This window comes from Pedobacter cryoconitis, assembly GCF_003259615.1.
GTDB classification, from domain to species: domain Bacteria; phylum Bacteroidota; class Bacteroidia; order Sphingobacteriales; family Sphingobacteriaceae; genus Pedobacter; species Pedobacter cryoconitis.
The window spans coordinates 41,169-56,749 of record NZ_QLLR01000028.1; the positions used below are offsets into that span (position 1 = coordinate 41,169).

At 39.6% G+C, this 15,581-nt stretch carries 11 protein-coding genes; 5 read left to right on the forward strand and 6 right to left on the reverse strand.

Going from position 1 to position 15,581, the window contains the following annotated elements; translation table 11 throughout:
* The first annotated feature begins 5 nt into the window (after nucleotides 1-5).
* A complete protein-coding gene (locus LY11_RS20900; RefSeq protein WP_170132740.1) occupies nucleotides 6-1,310 on the forward strand; it encodes a DEAD/DEAH box helicase in 1,305 nt (434 codons plus the stop codon).
* A gap of 65 nt (nucleotides 1,311-1,375) precedes the next feature.
* Here the strand turns inward: LY11_RS20900 and LY11_RS20905 are convergent, their stop codons facing one another.
* The 5 genes from LY11_RS20905 to mnmD all read right to left on the reverse strand — a co-directional run bounded on the left by LY11_RS20905 (nucleotide 1,376) and on the right by mnmD (nucleotide 6,279).
* Nucleotides 1,376-2,317: an Rpn family recombination-promoting nuclease/putative transposase gene (locus LY11_RS20905; protein ID WP_111635580.1), complete on the reverse strand. Its 942-nt coding sequence runs from the start codon at nucleotides 2,315-2,317 to the stop codon at nucleotides 1,376-1,378.
* Between the two features lie 117 nt (nucleotides 2,318-2,434).
* Nucleotides 2,435-3,241 (reverse strand): nucleoside triphosphate pyrophosphohydrolase, encoded by an 807-nt coding sequence (gene mazG, locus LY11_RS20910; protein ID WP_111635581.1) that lies wholly within the window; start codon nucleotides 3,239-3,241, stop codon nucleotides 2,435-2,437.
* 87 nt (nucleotides 3,242-3,328) lie between these two features.
* Nucleotides 3,329-4,441, reverse strand: a complete 1,113-nt coding sequence (locus LY11_RS20915; protein WP_111635582.1) for an AI-2E family transporter — start codon at nucleotides 4,439-4,441, stop codon at nucleotides 3,329-3,331.
* Between the two features lie 98 nt (nucleotides 4,442-4,539).
* Entirely contained in the window at nucleotides 4,540-5,490 is a 951-nt protein-coding gene (locus LY11_RS20920; protein ID WP_111635583.1) for an aldo/keto reductase, read from the reverse strand.
* A gap of 99 nt (nucleotides 5,491-5,589) precedes the next feature.
* Entirely contained in the window at nucleotides 5,590-6,279 is a 690-nt protein-coding gene (gene mnmD / locus LY11_RS20925) for a tRNA (5-methylaminomethyl-2-thiouridine)(34)-methyltransferase MnmD (protein ID WP_111635584.1), read from the reverse strand.
* 75 nt (nucleotides 6,280-6,354) lie between these two features.
* Between mnmD and LY11_RS20930 the strand changes: the two genes are divergently transcribed.
* The gene (locus tag LY11_RS20930; RefSeq protein WP_245952849.1) at nucleotides 6,355-7,371 is read left to right on the forward strand and encodes a hypothetical protein; all 1,017 of its coding nucleotides are present in this window, start codon (nucleotides 6,355-6,357) and stop codon (nucleotides 7,369-7,371) included.
* 55 nt (nucleotides 7,372-7,426) lie between these two features.
* Here the strand turns inward: LY11_RS20930 and LY11_RS20935 are convergent, their stop codons facing one another.
* On the reverse strand, nucleotides 7,427-9,466 hold the full coding sequence (locus LY11_RS20935) for a M13 family metallopeptidase (RefSeq protein ID WP_111635586.1): 2,040 nt from the start codon (nucleotides 9,464-9,466) through the stop codon (nucleotides 7,427-7,429).
* 347 nt (nucleotides 9,467-9,813) lie between these two features.
* Here LY11_RS20935 and LY11_RS20940 point away from each other — a divergent pair, with 347 nt between their 5' ends.
* The 3 genes from LY11_RS20940 to LY11_RS20950 are packed head-to-tail and all read left to right on the forward strand — an operon-like array spanning nucleotide 9,814 to nucleotide 15,240.
* On the forward strand, nucleotides 9,814-11,967 hold the full coding sequence (locus LY11_RS20940) for a S9 family peptidase (protein WP_111635587.1): 2,154 nt from the start codon (nucleotides 9,814-9,816) through the stop codon (nucleotides 11,965-11,967).
* Nucleotides 11,968-11,971: 4 nt separating this feature from the next.
* Nucleotides 11,972-12,517, forward strand: a complete 546-nt coding sequence (locus tag LY11_RS20945) for a GNAT family N-acetyltransferase (RefSeq protein ID WP_111635588.1) — start codon at nucleotides 11,972-11,974, stop codon at nucleotides 12,515-12,517.
* 50 nt (nucleotides 12,518-12,567) lie between these two features.
* The gene (locus LY11_RS20950; RefSeq protein ID WP_111635589.1) at nucleotides 12,568-15,240 is read left to right on the forward strand and encodes a valine--tRNA ligase; all 2,673 of its coding nucleotides are present in this window, start codon (nucleotides 12,568-12,570) and stop codon (nucleotides 15,238-15,240) included.
* The last annotated feature ends 341 nt before the right edge of the window (nucleotides 15,241-15,581 follow it).

Below are 15,581 nucleotides of genomic sequence, written 5' to 3' on the forward strand. Positions count from 1 at the left end.
ATACTGTGTCGTTAGATAAATTAAAACTAAGTAAGCCCCTGATCACCGCAATGACTGATGCAGGGTACTTAACTCCCAAAGAAATCCAGGCGAAAACTATGTCTAGAATTCTGGGTGGGCAGGATATACTTGCTGTAGGTCCGGAGGGATCAGGTAAAACAACAGCCTATATCCTTGGCGTTTTAATGCGTTTGAAGTATACCAAAGATGATGCGCCAAAAGTATTAATCCTGGTGGCAGATAAAGATCGTGCAATTGCTGTAATCGATCAGTTTATCTCCTTAAGTAAAAATAGAGATCTGAATATTGTTGGTCTTTATGGTACTGGTGGGGTAGAAGCTGAAGTTAATGAATTGGTTCTGGGTATCGATATTGTTGTCGCTACCCCAACCAGAGCAAGAGCTATCTATTTAAAACTTGGTTTAAACTTAAGTAAGCTTCAGACTTTTATTGTGGATGATGCCGCGCTAATTGTACAGCAGGGAATGCAATTGCCTGTTTGTGAATTGGCGAGAAGTGCGGGTAAATGTCAGCACCTGGTTTTCACAGAAGTTATTCATGAAAAATTAACTAAAATGACTGATCAGTTCCTGAATTTCCCTACTGTAATTGAAGTAGAGGATTTTGGGGATTCAAAAACTGAAACTGTTGCACAAGTTCTTTACCAGGTTCCAAACTATAAGACTAAAATAAATCTGCTGCGTCATTTATTACGTGATGATGAAGTATTCGATAAGGTAGTGGTCTTTGTGAATTCAAGACTTACTGCACAAAAAGTGGCTATCAGTATTGCAAGCCCTAAGGAAATGGAATTTTCTATGTTCAGACCGTTACATTTTGATGAGAATGGTTTTGATGATTTTGAAGATTTCAAACAAAGTGAGGCTGCCAGAGTACTGGTTGTTGCCAATCAGGGTGAAGGCCCGTTAAATCTGGATGGTATTCCGTTTATCTTCCATTTTGATGTACCTGAAGAAAAGGAAACTTTCTTAAGCCGTATTATTAAAAACAAAGAAAACCCTGATGAAGTGGTTGCCATTACTTTTGCTACAGATATGGAGCTTGTTCAGGTGAAAAAGATTGAGCAGTCTATTGGTCAGAAACTTGAATTAATGGAACTGCCAGAAGAACTTTTGGTAGAGAAGACATTGAGGCCAAAAGGTTTTGATAAAAACCGCGTGGTCAAAGTGAAAGCTGAAGAACCTGCTGGTGGCGGAGCTTACCATGAGAAAAAAGAAAGTAATTCAAAGAATTATAATTATGGTATCGGCCAGAAGGCAAAGATGACCATGAAGAAAAAACATTCTTAATCCTATAAAAAAAGAAGGGGCCTGTTTTTATGAACAGGCCCCTTCTTTTTTGTAGTTTAAGCTGGCTACAAGGCTTCGATTTCGCTGATTTTCAGATCAGTAATTTCTGCGATCTGCTGAAAAGATAAGCCCTTCTCTTTCATTTTAACAGCAGTTTTTCGGATGCTCTCCCTGGCTCCCTGTTCAATACCTGATTGATGACCTTCCTGATGACCTTCCTGGTGACCTTCCTGGTGACCTTCCTGGTGACCTAGTTCATGACCTTTCTCTCTGGCTTCGTTAAGCGCATAATCCAATACATTTTGATTATCCCATTTTCGCTTTAAATTGTTATCCCACAACATTTTTTCCTCCTTTGTTAGATTAGTGTATTGAGCAATATTAAATAGTTTTTCAAATACCGGTGTGGCGAAACCAGCTGGTACTTTATCCATGGTGCCCATGTTTTTGAGTGCAAACAGCCATTTATCAAGACCAGTCTCCAGTTCATCGGCTGTCTTTACAAACTTATGTAATTCTATGTAAATATAGCCTAGTTTTTCATAAAATACTTTTCCTGTATTTCTGTCGCATAGGTTTATTTCGTGAAGATATTGTTCTTTTGAGAAATCACTGGCAATAGTGTCTTCCAGTAAAGCAATCAGAAATACTTCGGTTAACTTATATCCCCAGGCGCTTCTCTTGCCCTTAGGAGCCTGGTCGCTAATTAAACGGCTGGTATAAAACAGCGCACGCTGTTTAAAATTCTGCTGTTTACCGCGCTGTATCTCAATGATGAAATGATCATTATGATCCCCGGTACAAAGTAAGTCAAAGATGACCCCTCCATCTTTTTTGAGTTCACCCGGATGTTCATTCTTATTGTAAATTAAATCTACAATATGCTTTCGGCCATTAAACACCTCATTCAGAAAATCTATCAATAAATCTTTATTAGAATCACTTCCGAATATCTTTTTAAAGGCGAAATCGATCAGCGGATCTATATACTTTGTGGTTTGGAGCATAAGAACTAAGTTTGAAAAGAATCATTATTATTTCTTTTGAGCAAACTTAATTCACTTTAATGTAATGTTGGTAATTTTTTATGTAATATTTATCGTTGTAAAAATAATTCAGGTCAGTTACAGTTTTTTAGCCTCATTCCAGTACACATCCATTTCTGCTAAAGTCATGTCCTGCAGTGCCTTTCCATTATCCTTTGCCTTACTCTCTATATATTGAAAACGCTTGATGAATTTCCTGTTTGTTTTTTCCAGTGCATTCTCAGGATTGATCCCAATAAACCTTGCATAATTGACCAGGGAGAAAATAAGGTCCCCAAATTCCGATTCCGCTTTTTCAAGATCTATCGCTTCATTAGCAATGACATTATACTCATTTTTAAACTCCTGAAGTTCCTCTTCTACCTTTTCCCAAACCTGTGTTTTATTTTCCCAGTCGAAGCCGATTCCCCTGGCTTTTTCCTGAATCCTGCTGGCCTTCACCAAAGCGGGAAGAGAAGCAGGTACACCACCCAATACAGACTTATTGCCTTCCTTTAACTTAATCTGTTCCCAATTGCGTTTCACATCATTTTCATCCTGTACCTCCACATCACCATAGATATGAGGATGGCGGTTTATCAATTTATCACAAACACTATTCAGTACATCAACTATAGTGAAATCGTTCGTTTCTGAAGCGATCTTTGCGTAGAAAACCAGGTGCATCATCACATCGCCCAATTCCTTTTTAACCTCCGTTAAATCCCCGTCCAGAATCGCATCAGACAACTCATAGGTTTCCTCTATGGTGAGGTGACGCAAAGTTTCCATCGTTTGCTTTTTGTCCCACGGGCACTCCGTTCTTAAAGTATCCAGTACAGTTAATAACCTTTGAAATGCAGCAGAAGGATCGGCTGCGGTAATAGGAGGAATGTTGTTTGGCATGGGATTTTATTTAATATATGGTGCTAAAATAACAAACCCATTCTATTTAAAAGAATGGGTTTGTCCGGGAAAAATGCTGTAAACCTATTACTCAGGCTCTTCCAGCTTAATTTTCTTTGTAATATGGTATACCTTTCTTTTGCGCTCCGGCTTTTCGTGCTCACCCAGGAGAATGCCCCAGGGCTTTAACTCATCCACGCGGTCGAATATGATCTTCAGCATTGCCAGGTAAGGGATACATAAGAACATTCCTGAGATCCCCCAAATCATTTCGCCAACAACAATTCCGATAAAGGCGAATAAAGCATTGATTTTTACTTTCGAACCCACCACCAGCGGCATCAGAATATTGCCATCCAGTGCATGTATAGCTACATAGGCAATAAGAACGAATAAAACTTTAGTTGCACCAGCTGTAGCGAATGTAATCAGTACACTAATCAGTAAGGAAGAGAATATCCCGATATAAGGCACCAGGTTAAAAATACCTGTAATCAAACCCAGCAATACCGCGTACTTTACCCCAAGTAATGACAGTACCACAATTGTCAAGGTAGTCACAATCAGCATCTGAAGGAATAACCCTAAAATATAACGCTTAATAATGTACTGTATTTGCTCCACTATTTGTTTTACCTTTTCCGCATGTTCCTCTTTAAAAACAGTGATCAGGAAAGTAAACAGGATACCGCGGTAATTTAAAATGAAGAAGGTAAACAGTAAAAGGAAAGCCAGAAATAATAAAGTCGAAGACAGCGTCATTAAAGTAGCCCCTAATACAGTTGCACTGGATGCCAGTGCACTAGTTGCGCTATCTTTCAAATAATCAATCTGTTTATGCGCATTTACATTAAAAGTATGGGAAACCCACACTTGAAGTGACTCAAATGAATGTATGGCCTGTTGCTTCAATAAAGGCCAGTCCTGCCCTAAATCAGTAAGTTGGCTGGCCAGAAAAAGCATAATGCAGGCAATGACCGCAATCATGAGGATAACGGAAACAATAGAAGCCAGGCTTCTTTTAAACCTCCATTTCTTTTCCAGGAAATTTGCCAGCGGCAATAACAAGAGTGCTAATAAAAAAGAAGCCAGTAACGGTGCCAGAAGACTATGGCCCAAAATGGCCAGATACCCCAAACAGATAATTGAAAATAAAACCAAAGCAAGTTTGGCGTAAAAAGGAGGAGAGATGTTTTTCATGCTTAGGTGAATTTAATAATAAAGTCTGGCTAAAAACAAATGCCCTGCCAAAATAATTGGCAGGGCATGATAAACAGCATGTTATTAAAATCTTATTCCTACGCGCTTGCCGCATCCAATATAGAAATGACTTCCACATCAAGCCGTAAAGCTGCTGCTTTGGTCAGGTTATTTAACTGCGCCAGGCTGGTTACACTCGCAATTGGCGAAGTAACCGATGGTCTGGCCATTAACCAGGCTAAAGCAACACTTGCCAGTGAAGAATTATATTGCTCTGAAACTTCATCCAAAGCCTTTAAAATGCGGAAGCCTCTTGGGTTCATAAATTCTTTGACAGCACTGCCTCTCTGACTTTTGCCCAGGTCAGCCTCTGAACGATATTTTCCTGTCAAAAATCCGCTGGCTAATGAATAATAATTGATCACACCAACTTGGTTGTCCAGGCAAATCTGTTCCAGTTCTTTTTCAAATCCCTCCCTTTTGTATAAATTATATTCCGGCTGGAAAGTCTGATACTTTGGTAAGCTCAAACGCGCACTGGTTTCCAAAGACTCTTTAAATCTTTCAGCGCTGAAATTTGACGCGCCTATCCACCGTACTTTTCCTGCTCTGATCAATTGATCATAAGCCTCCAGTGTTTCCTGTACCGGAGTTTCCAGATCATCATAATGAGACTGATAAAGATCGATATAATCAGTTTTTAACCTCAGCAGAGAAGCATCAACAGCTTCCAGTATATATTTTTTTGAAAGGCACTTTTTTCCGTCCAAAGCCATATTGCTGCCCACCTTTGTGGCTAATATGATTTGATTACGGTTATTCCGTGCCTTCATCCAATTTCCAATAATAATTTCAGATTCGCCGCCCTTGTTTCCCGGTACCCATCTGGAGTATACATCAGCAGTATCAATAAAATTGAATCCCGCTGCTATAAAACCATCAAGAACCTCAAAAGATTTTTTCTCGTCTAACGTCCATCCAAAAACATTTCCCCCAAAAGTTACCGGCGAAACCAGTAAATCTGTATTACCTAATTTTCTTTTCTCCATTTTTAAATATTTGTTTCTCTTAGTAAGTAGTTTTATCCAAGGTCGCCCTCAAAACAAATCTAAATGGCAAAAGTTCAAATATAGTCCGGAAATTGTAAATTAAATCTCCGTCTGTTCCGCAGGGACTTTAGTTGCGCGCAGCATTTCACGTTTTCCAGGAGCTCCGGGAAGTTTTTCGATTTTCATCCCGCAACTCTTTAACGCACGCTTTAGTTTTCCGGTAATCGCGTAGGTTACAAAGATCCCGTTTGGTTTCAAAAATGAGCAAACATGGCAAATGATTTCATCCGACCACATTTCCGGTTGATGTTGTACCGAGAAAGCATCAAAATAAACCAGGTCAAACAGCTTCTCGGCCTTAAAAGCATCCAGCGTAGTATGCGCGATAGTAAGTTCCTGATCCGTATTCAAAGCAGTTGCTGCACATAATGCGCTCGCATAAACATTCATCAGGCTATCCCAGATCGGCGCAGGCACATATTGGTGATACTGAGTAGAGATTAATTCTTCTTTACTTAGCGGATAAGCCTCAATTCCAGTATAACTCAAGGAAAGTCCATGCTCATCAGCATAAGCAGAAGTCAGCAGGAAATTCAGCCCCGTACCAAACCCGATTTCCAGGATCGCTATAGTCTGATCAGGGAACGTTAACTCGGCCTGTTTTAAGCCTGCATCAATAAATACATGTTTACTTTCCTGTAATGCACCATGTTTAGAATGGTAGTGTTCACCAATAGTTTCATTATATAAGGTGTTAGAGCCGTCTGCAGTTTGGGTGATGATATTCATTTCTACAAATTTACCACATAAATTCTAAACAAGCTTTGTAGATTAGCGCCAAATTATTAAGATTAAAATACAATTATGAATAAAAAGATTTACCTGATCATTATTGTTTCAATATTTTCAAGTACTATAGCATTCGCACAAGGAAGCCTTGACATCCATTTCAATGGAATGGGCTTTATGGATAACAGGGAATATAAAGATTACATTTCCAGATCTAACACTTATTCAGGCACCAGGCTTGCCCTTGATGTAGGATTAAACCTGGACAGCAATAACCACTTCATTGTGGGGGTAAACGGATTACATGAATTCGGTTCCAGCCGTTTTATGAAGGTAGACCCTGTTGCTTATTACAACTATACCAACAAAAACTGGAATTTTAATATTGGTGCATTTTCCAGAGAAGGACTGCTCAGTGACTATCCGCGTGCCTTATTAAATGATACTTTGCGCTATTACCGTCCGAATGTACAAGGGATGTTATTAAAGTATCAAAATGAACACTTTACAGAGACAGTATGGATTGATTGGCTGAGTAAACAATCACCAACCGACAGAGAGCAGTTTTTAGTAGGATTATCGGGTAAATATCGCCCGGTCACTACAGGACCTTTTTATATCACGCATTATTTTCAGCTGATGCACAATGCGTATACATCCAATGAACAAGCAGGTGATCATATCGAAGATAACGGAGGTTTACAAGTGAAATTAGGACTGGATTTCAGCCATAAAACCTTTCTGGATTCCCTGACTATTGAAGCCGGGGCGCTGATGTCTATTGAAAGGATCAGAAATGTCACAGATCTGAATACTCCAAAAGGATTTGTAGCCAGCGCTTATCTGGGTTACAAACGTTTTGCTTTATATGATGAATTTTACAAAGGCCAGGGATCTCATATCAATTATGGTGATGGCTTTTATCAGAACAAAACTTATAACAGGCTTGATTTAATGTTTACTCCTTTGATTTTTAAGAATATCAAAGGATCATTTGTCTTTAGTTTGCATAATACGCCATCCAGAATGAGCAGTCAGCAAGCATTCCGGTTAACCTTTGACTTAGGCAGAAAAGTCTTAACCAGGTTTTAAACAAAAAAGGCCGCTGTGATTTTTTCACAGCGGCCTTTTTTGTTAACCGGATAATTTACCAAAGACGGATTCTGTCTTCTGGTTTTTTATATAACTTATCACCAGGCTTCACATCGAATGCTTTATACCAGGCATCCATATTTACAGGCGCTCCGATAGTTCTGAATTCTCCTGGAGAATGCGGATCAGTTTTAATCAACTGTGCAGCATTGTCCGGTAAAATATTACCTCTCCATACCTGTGCCCACGACAAGAAGAAACGCTGATCAGGTGTGAACCCGTCAATTTTCTCTTCAGACTGACCTTGTTTAGTTAATTTAAAAGCAGTATAAGCCGCATTTAAACCTCCTAAATCACCAATATTTTCACCCATAGTCAGTTTACCATTCACATGAATAGTATCCAGTACTGCGTATGAATCATACTGCTCACCCAAAGCTTTCGTTTTGGCTTCAAATTTTGTACGGTCCTGATCTGTCCACCAGTTACGCAGATTACCATCTTTATCATACTGGCTGCCGCTATCATCAAAACCATGCGACATTTCATGGCCAATTACTGCACCAATACCACCATAATTAATTGCATCATCAGCGTTTGCTGCAAAGAAAGGGAACTGTAAAATTCCTGCAGGGAATACAATCTCGTTCATTGTTGGGCTATAATAAGCATTTACCGTTGGCGGAGTCATGCCAAAACGCTTGCGGTCAACAGGTTTGCCTAACTGATCAACCATGTCATTATATCCCCATGCCCCTACATTTCTAAGGTTCTGGAAATAAGTTTTGCGGTCAATATTTAATCCATCGTAAGTTTTCCACTGATCAGGATAGCCAATTTTAGGGACAAAAGCATTTAGCTTGGCCAGCGCTTTTTCCTTGGTTACCTCGCTCATCCATTCTAACCCTTTAATTCTGATTTCGAATGCAGTACGCAGATTTTTGATCATTTCAGTCATGCGTGCCTTAGCCTCAGGCTTAAAGTATTTAGCCACATAAAGTTGTCCCAATAACTCACCGATTGAACCATCAGTTTTGGAAGACATCGTTTGCCACCTTGGTGTTTGTACTTTCTGTCCGGTTTGTGCCTGGTTGAAGGCGAAAGTTGCTTTTACAAAAGGAGAACTTAAGTTTGATGCTGAATTTTTAAGCACGTTCCATTCCAGGTAAGTTTTCCAGTCTGAAACAGGTACAGTACTCAGCATGCCATTCAGGCTGACAAAAAACTTAGGAGCACCTACTAAAACAGTATCCTGTCCTTTGACCAAAAGTTTTGGTAAAGTCGCAGTCCAGTTAATATTTGGTGTTGTTTTATCAAAATCAGCAACTGTAAATTTATTATAGGTCTTGTAAGGGTCACGCATTTCAAGACGTGACATCTGAGCCTCAGCAAGCTTTTTCTCAATCGAAAGTACCGTGTTTGCCTTTTGTTTTGCATCCGTAGCAGAACTGCCCGTCAGCGTAAACAAAGTAGTCATGTAATTCAGATAAGCCTCACGGATTTTTAAGGTCCTGCTATCATCTTTTAAATAATAATCGCGGTCAGGCAAAGTTGTTCCACCCTGACCAAGCTGGGCTACATACTTCGTTACATTTTTCCTGTCCTGTCCTATATAAAAGCTATACATCGGAGATCCGATACCAGAAACCCGCATAGCGACAACTTCATCCAGTATACCCTGTATATCTTTAATCTTGTTAATTTTAGCCAGGTCAGCTTTAATAGGTGTGTACCCTAACTTTTCAATCGTAAGGCTATCCATTGCAGCGGCATAAAAATCACCTACGCGTCTTTTTGCTGATCCCGCAGGCGCAGAACGATCTGCAGCGGCCTCTTCCACAATGCCTTTGACTGCATTGATGTTAAAATCTCTTAACTCATTGAAACTTCCCCAGCGTGTTTCCTTGGCAGGGACAGGGTTGTTTTTAATCCAGGTTCCACTGGCATATTCGTAAAAATCGTCTCCGGGTTTTACCGTAAGATCCATATTTGCAGGATCAATAAACTTTGTGGGAACCTTTTGTGCATAAGAAGAATAGCTTGCTGCTAATATTCCTAAGACTGCAAAATAGTTTTTCAGGTGTTTTGTATTCATCAGTTTTTTTAATAAGGCTTGCCTAATGCGCTCAAAATAGCGAATGAGATTTACAAAAACTTATTCTAATGAAAATATTACTGAGAAAACGCGTACTTTTTCCGCTATCTGTTAAACCAATAATAGAGTTTGGTCAGTCCCAGTTTTTTAATGATTAATCCCGGAAGGAGGAATACTTTGATCGCTTTCATAAAATATAACCAGATGAATTAATTACAGTATTAACATAATTTAACATTTATTATTGTGCTGATACGAAAAATTAGTTTATCAAGGCATTTTCCAAATTGGGTAAAATTCATCCCGCTAAGCCATAATTGCTATATTTGGCCATCAAATTCAAATCAATGAAGAAACTAGTTTTATTCGCCGTATTGCTTTCTGCCGCTGTAATTGTAAACGGTCAGCAGAAAAATCTGAGCATGACCGATGCCATGTTCAATGCACGTACGACGCTTGCCCCACAAAAATTAAATAAACTGCAATTCCTTTACGGAAAAGAAGATTATGTATATAGTAAAGCTGTAAATGGGGGAACGGCCTGGTTTACAGGGAGTGCAGCAGCAAAAGAAGAAAAACTATTATTGAACTTAACTCAACTCAATCAAAAACTACGTTCAGCAAAGCAGGATACCTTAAAGGCGATGCCTGATATTTCTTTCAACCAGGGAGCAGACTGGATTATTCCTGTGAGCGGGGCATCCTTAGCTTATAACCCGGTAAAAAATACTTTCACCACTTTGATGGACTGTAAACTGGCCGGTCAAAGTAAAGCAGAAAGAAGTGTTGCCGGTTATACCGCTTACCTGGATCATTACAATTTATTTGTGAACGATGGGAAAACAGCCAGACAAGTAACCACTGATGGCACCAACGATATAGTTTATGCTTCATCAGTACACCGTGACGAATTTGGAATTACAAAAGGGACTTTCTGGAGTAACCAAGGTAAAAAACTTGCTTTTTACCGGATGGATCAAAGTATGGTTTCGGATTATCCAATTATTGACTGGACCACCCGTCCTGCAAAAAATATCAATATTAAATATCCTATGGCGGGGGATAAAATCCATGAAGTAACCGTAGGTGTTTACAATGCCGAAACCCAGACTGTTGTTTATCTTCAAACCGGCCAGCCTGCAGAACAATACCTTACTAATATCGCCTGGAGCCCGGATGATAAATTTGTATATATCGCTGTTTTAAACCGCGGACAAAATCATATGGAATTTAAGCAGTTTGATGCGCAAACCGGTCACTCTATAAAAACACTTTTCGAAGAGCGGGATGAGAAATATGTAGAACCACTTGTTCCGGCATTATTCCTTAAAAATGATCCTCAGCAATTTATCTGGCAAAGTAACCGTGATGGATGGAATCAATTATACTTATACAATACCAGCGGTAAACTGGTTAAACAATTGACTAAAGGAAACTGGGAAGTTACTGAAGTAAAAGGCTTTGATGCAGCAGGTGAGAATTTATTTTATGTTTCCACAGCTGAATCTCCGATTACCAGGAACCTGTATGTCGTGAATATCAAATCTGGTCAGTCGAAGAGAATTACCTCAGGTTTTGCAGTACATAAACCAGAAATCAGTACTTCGGGAAATACAGTCCTTGATAATTTCAGCTCCACTAAAAATCCCGGTACTATTGAACTGCTGGACGTTAAAAAAGGAGCGAAGAAATTAATCTTCCAATCAGCAGATCCGCTGAAGGATTATACTTTGGGTGCGTCTTCAATTTTTACGATCAAAGGGAAAAATGGCGATCCTATCTATTGTAATTTATTCAAGCCTGTAGCGCTCGACAGCACTAAAAAACATCCTGTCATAGTTTACTGGTATGGTGGCTCGCATGCGCAATTAATTCTTGACCAGTGGAATGCAGGGGGTAGTAATTACTGGTTCCAATATCTTGCGGAACAAGGTTTTGTGGTGATGGTCATTGATACCAGGGGAAGTGATAACCGTGGAAAAGCATTTGAACAGGCTATGTTCAGAAAAGTAGGTGATGTGCAGATAGAAGATATGATGTCTGCTGTAGACTATCTGAAAGGACTATCTTATACTGATGAGAAAAATATGGGGCTGTTTGGCTGGAGTTTCGGAGGTTTCAATACGGTAGATTTTATGCTGAACCATCCTGATGTTTTTAAAGCGGCAGTAGCTGGCGGAGCTGTGACCAACTGGAATTTCTACGAAGCGATGTATACAGAACGTTATATGGATACACCACAGGAAAATCCTGAAGGTTATGCGGCAACGGATCTGACGAATCAGATTCAAAAACTAAAAGGTAAATTATTGCTTATTCATGGATTACAGGATAATGTAGTAGTGCAGCAACATACCGTTGATCTGGTAAAAAAGGCTGTAGATAACAATATACAACTGGATTATATGATTTATCCGGGACATGAACACAATGTATTGGGTAAAGACAGAACTCATCTTTACCAGAAAGTAACAGATTATTTTATGCAAAATCTTAAATAGGAGCATGGTAGTATTGAAATTTTTTACGGAAAGACTAAAACTGAGACTGGTAGAAATGGCTGATCTTGAAGCGATTCATGTATTGCACCATTTGGCTGAAACAGATCAGTATAATACTTTGGGGATTCCTAAAGATCTGGAAGAGACAAATATAATTGTAGATGGCTGGATCAATGACCATCAGAAAAAGACGATTAAGAATTACACTTTTGCCGTTGAATTTGAGAAAGGTGGTTTTGTCGGACTGGTGTCTCTTAAACTGTCGTCGTCTAAATTCAACAGTGCAGAAATATGGTATAAAATTAATGTAGATTTCTGGAATCAGGGTTATGCTACAGAGGCAATCAGGGCAGTGATCAGGTTTGGATTTGACCGCCTGAAATTACACCGTATTGAAGCTGGCTGTGCGGTAGAAAATTTAGCTTCTATCCGTGTATTGGAAAAAGCAGGCATGACTCAGGAAGGCAGGAAACGACAAATTTTACCTTTAGTAACCGGCTGGATGGATAGTTTTGAGTACGCCATTCTGGACGAAGAGTGGAAAGCCTGAATATTTTCCGCTAAAAACCTTATTTTTGCATTTTAATCAGCACCCTATAAATGAGCATTTCGACTAAATACGATCCCGCCGAAACCGAAGACAAGTGGTACAGCTACTGGCTGTCAAAAAAGTTCTTTCATTCTGAACCAGATGAACGTGAACCCTATACAATTGTAATCCCTCCGCCAAACGTCACTGGAGTATTACATATGGGCCACATGCTCAACAATACAATTCAGGATGTCATGATTCGCCGTGCACGTATGCAGGGTAAAAATGCGTGTTGGGTTCCTGGAACTGACCATGCTTCTATTGCTACAGAAGCGAAGGTCGTTGCGATGCTGAAAGAAAGAGGTATCAGTAAAAAAGATCTGACCAGGGAAGAATTCATGGCCTATGCGTGGGAATGGAAAGAAAAATACGGTGGTATTATTCTGGATCAGCTGAAGAAACTGGGCGCAAGCTGCGACTGGGACCGGACGCGTTTCACGATGGAAGAAGACCTTTCTGAATCTGTGATCGACTGTTTTATTGACCTGTATAAAAAAGGGAAAATTTACCGCGGTATCCGTATGGTGAACTGGGACCCGGCCGGTAAAACTGCCGTTTCTGATGAAGAGGTAATCCGTAAGGAAGTGAATCAGAAGTTGTATTATATTAAATATTCTATTGCTCCTGCTACAGGTGCGGATACGGAATTTTTAACAATTGCAACTACACGTCCTGAAACGATTATGGCTGATGCAGCGATCTGTATCAATCCGAATGATGAGCGTTATACACATCTGAAGGGTAAAAAAGTATTTGTTCCTTTAATCAATCGTGAGATTCCTATTATTGAGGATGAGTATGTAACGATGGATTTTGGCACGGGTTGTTTAAAGGTAACGCCTGCGCATGATTTAAATGATTATGAGCTGGGCGTGAAACATAAACTTCCGGTAATTGATATATTAAATGATGACGGTACTTTAAATGAGCTTGCTGTGATCCTGGTAGGTGAAGACCGTTTTGTTGCCCGTAAAAAGATTGCGGTATTACTGGACGAAGCTGGTCATCTGGAGAAAATAGAAGATTATAAATCACAGGTTGGATTCTCTGAGCGTACTGATGCTGCCATTGAGCCAAAGCTTTCTTTGCAATGGTTCTGTAAAATGGACGAAATGGCCAAGCCTGCTTTAGCTGATGTGCTGAATGGTGATGTGAAGCTTATTCCTGAGAAATTTGTGAATACATACCGTCATTGGATGGAGAATGTAAGGGATTGGAATATCAGCCGCCAGTTATGGTGGGGGCAACGTATTCCTGCCTGGTTTGATGATAAAGGAGACTGGGTAGTTGCTAAAACTAAAGAAGATGCTTTAAATGAGTTTTTAAAGCTTAAAGATATTGATGGTAAATTTACTGAGGAAGAAGCAAATGGGTTTAAGCACCAGCTTTCTGCTTTTATCAGACAGGATGATGATGTATTAGATACGTGGTTTTCTTCGTGGTTATGGCCGATGTCGGTGTTTAACGGGTTGAAAGATCCTGGAAATAAGGATATTAATTATTATTATCCTACGAATGATCTGGTTACTGCTCCTGAGATTTTATTCTTCTGGGTAGCGCGTATGATTATGGCGGGCCACGAGTTCATGGGTAAAAAGCCGTTTACAAACGTGTACCTGACTGGTATTGTACGTGATAAGTTAGGCCGTAAAATGTCTAAGTCTTTAGGTAATTCTCCTGACCCGATTGGTTTGATCGGGAAGTATGGTGCGGATGGGGTTCGTGTAGGAATGTTATTATGTTCTCCGGCTGGTAATGATCTGATGTTCGATGAGAGTTACTGTGAGCAGGGAAGGAATTTTGCAAATAAGATCTGGAATGCTTTTCGCCTGGTGAAAGGGTGGGAGGTTGATGAGACTTTAGCAAATCCTAATGCGCAGGCTATTTTATGGTTTGAGAATCGTTTCAATGAGGCGTTAGCGGAGATTGAAGATAATTATAAGCAGTATCGTTTGTCGGAAGCTTTAATGACAACTTATAAGTTGGTGTGGGATGACTTCTGTGCGTGGTACCTGGAAATGGTAAAACCTGTTTATCAGCATCCGATTGATCCGGTTTCTCTGAAAGCGACGATTGGTTTCTTTGAAAAGATTTTGAGTTTGCTGCATCCGTTTATGCCGTTTATTACGGAAGAGTTATGGCATGATGAGATATTTGGGGTCAAAGGGGAAATGGACTGCATTATTGTAGCACCTTATCCTGTTGCGGGTTCTGCTGATATAGCTTTGTTGAAGGATGTGGAAGTGGTGAAGGGGATTGTTGCTGAGGTACGTAATATCAGGAATACGAAACAGATTTCTCCGAAAGAGGGTTTGCCTTTGAGTGTGAAGGTTAATTCTTCTTTAGCTTATGATAAATGGTTAACGATTATTTCTAAACTGGCAAATATTACTGAGGTAGATTTTGTGAGTGATAAGGTGTCTGGTGCCTCGGGTTTCATGGTTGGAAATGATGAGTTTTTTATACAGCTGAATGAGACGATTGATGTGGATGCGGAACGGGAAAGGTTGAATGGAGAGCTTGTTTATTTGCAAGGGTTTTTAAAATCTGTAGATGCGAAGCTGAGCAATGAAAGGTTTGTACAGAATGCGAAACCAGAGATTATTCAGAATGAAAGGAATAAGAAGGCGGATGCTGAAGCGAAGGTGAAGATTATTCAAGAGTCTCTGCTAAGTTTATAAAATAAAAAAAGAAGGGTCGATTTCCTTGCTTACGGTGCGAAGAGCATCCGAGGCAAGGAAATCGACCCTTCTTTTTTTATTTTACTTTCTGCAATTTGATATGGACCATAGATGGTGTTGTCTTTTTTTGTGGTTTGTTTGGTAGTATATAAAGATGTATAGATGTCTTTATTAGGTTTTTTTGTTGTTGAACCCTGTTCTTTTAATGTTTTGCTTATGGTGTATAGATATTTATGTTTCTAGATATATAGATGTCTTTATAATATTGACATCTGATTTGATATGTCGGTTGTATTTAGTGTTTAATCGCACTGAGGTCTTTAATTGCCTTCTTATTGCTG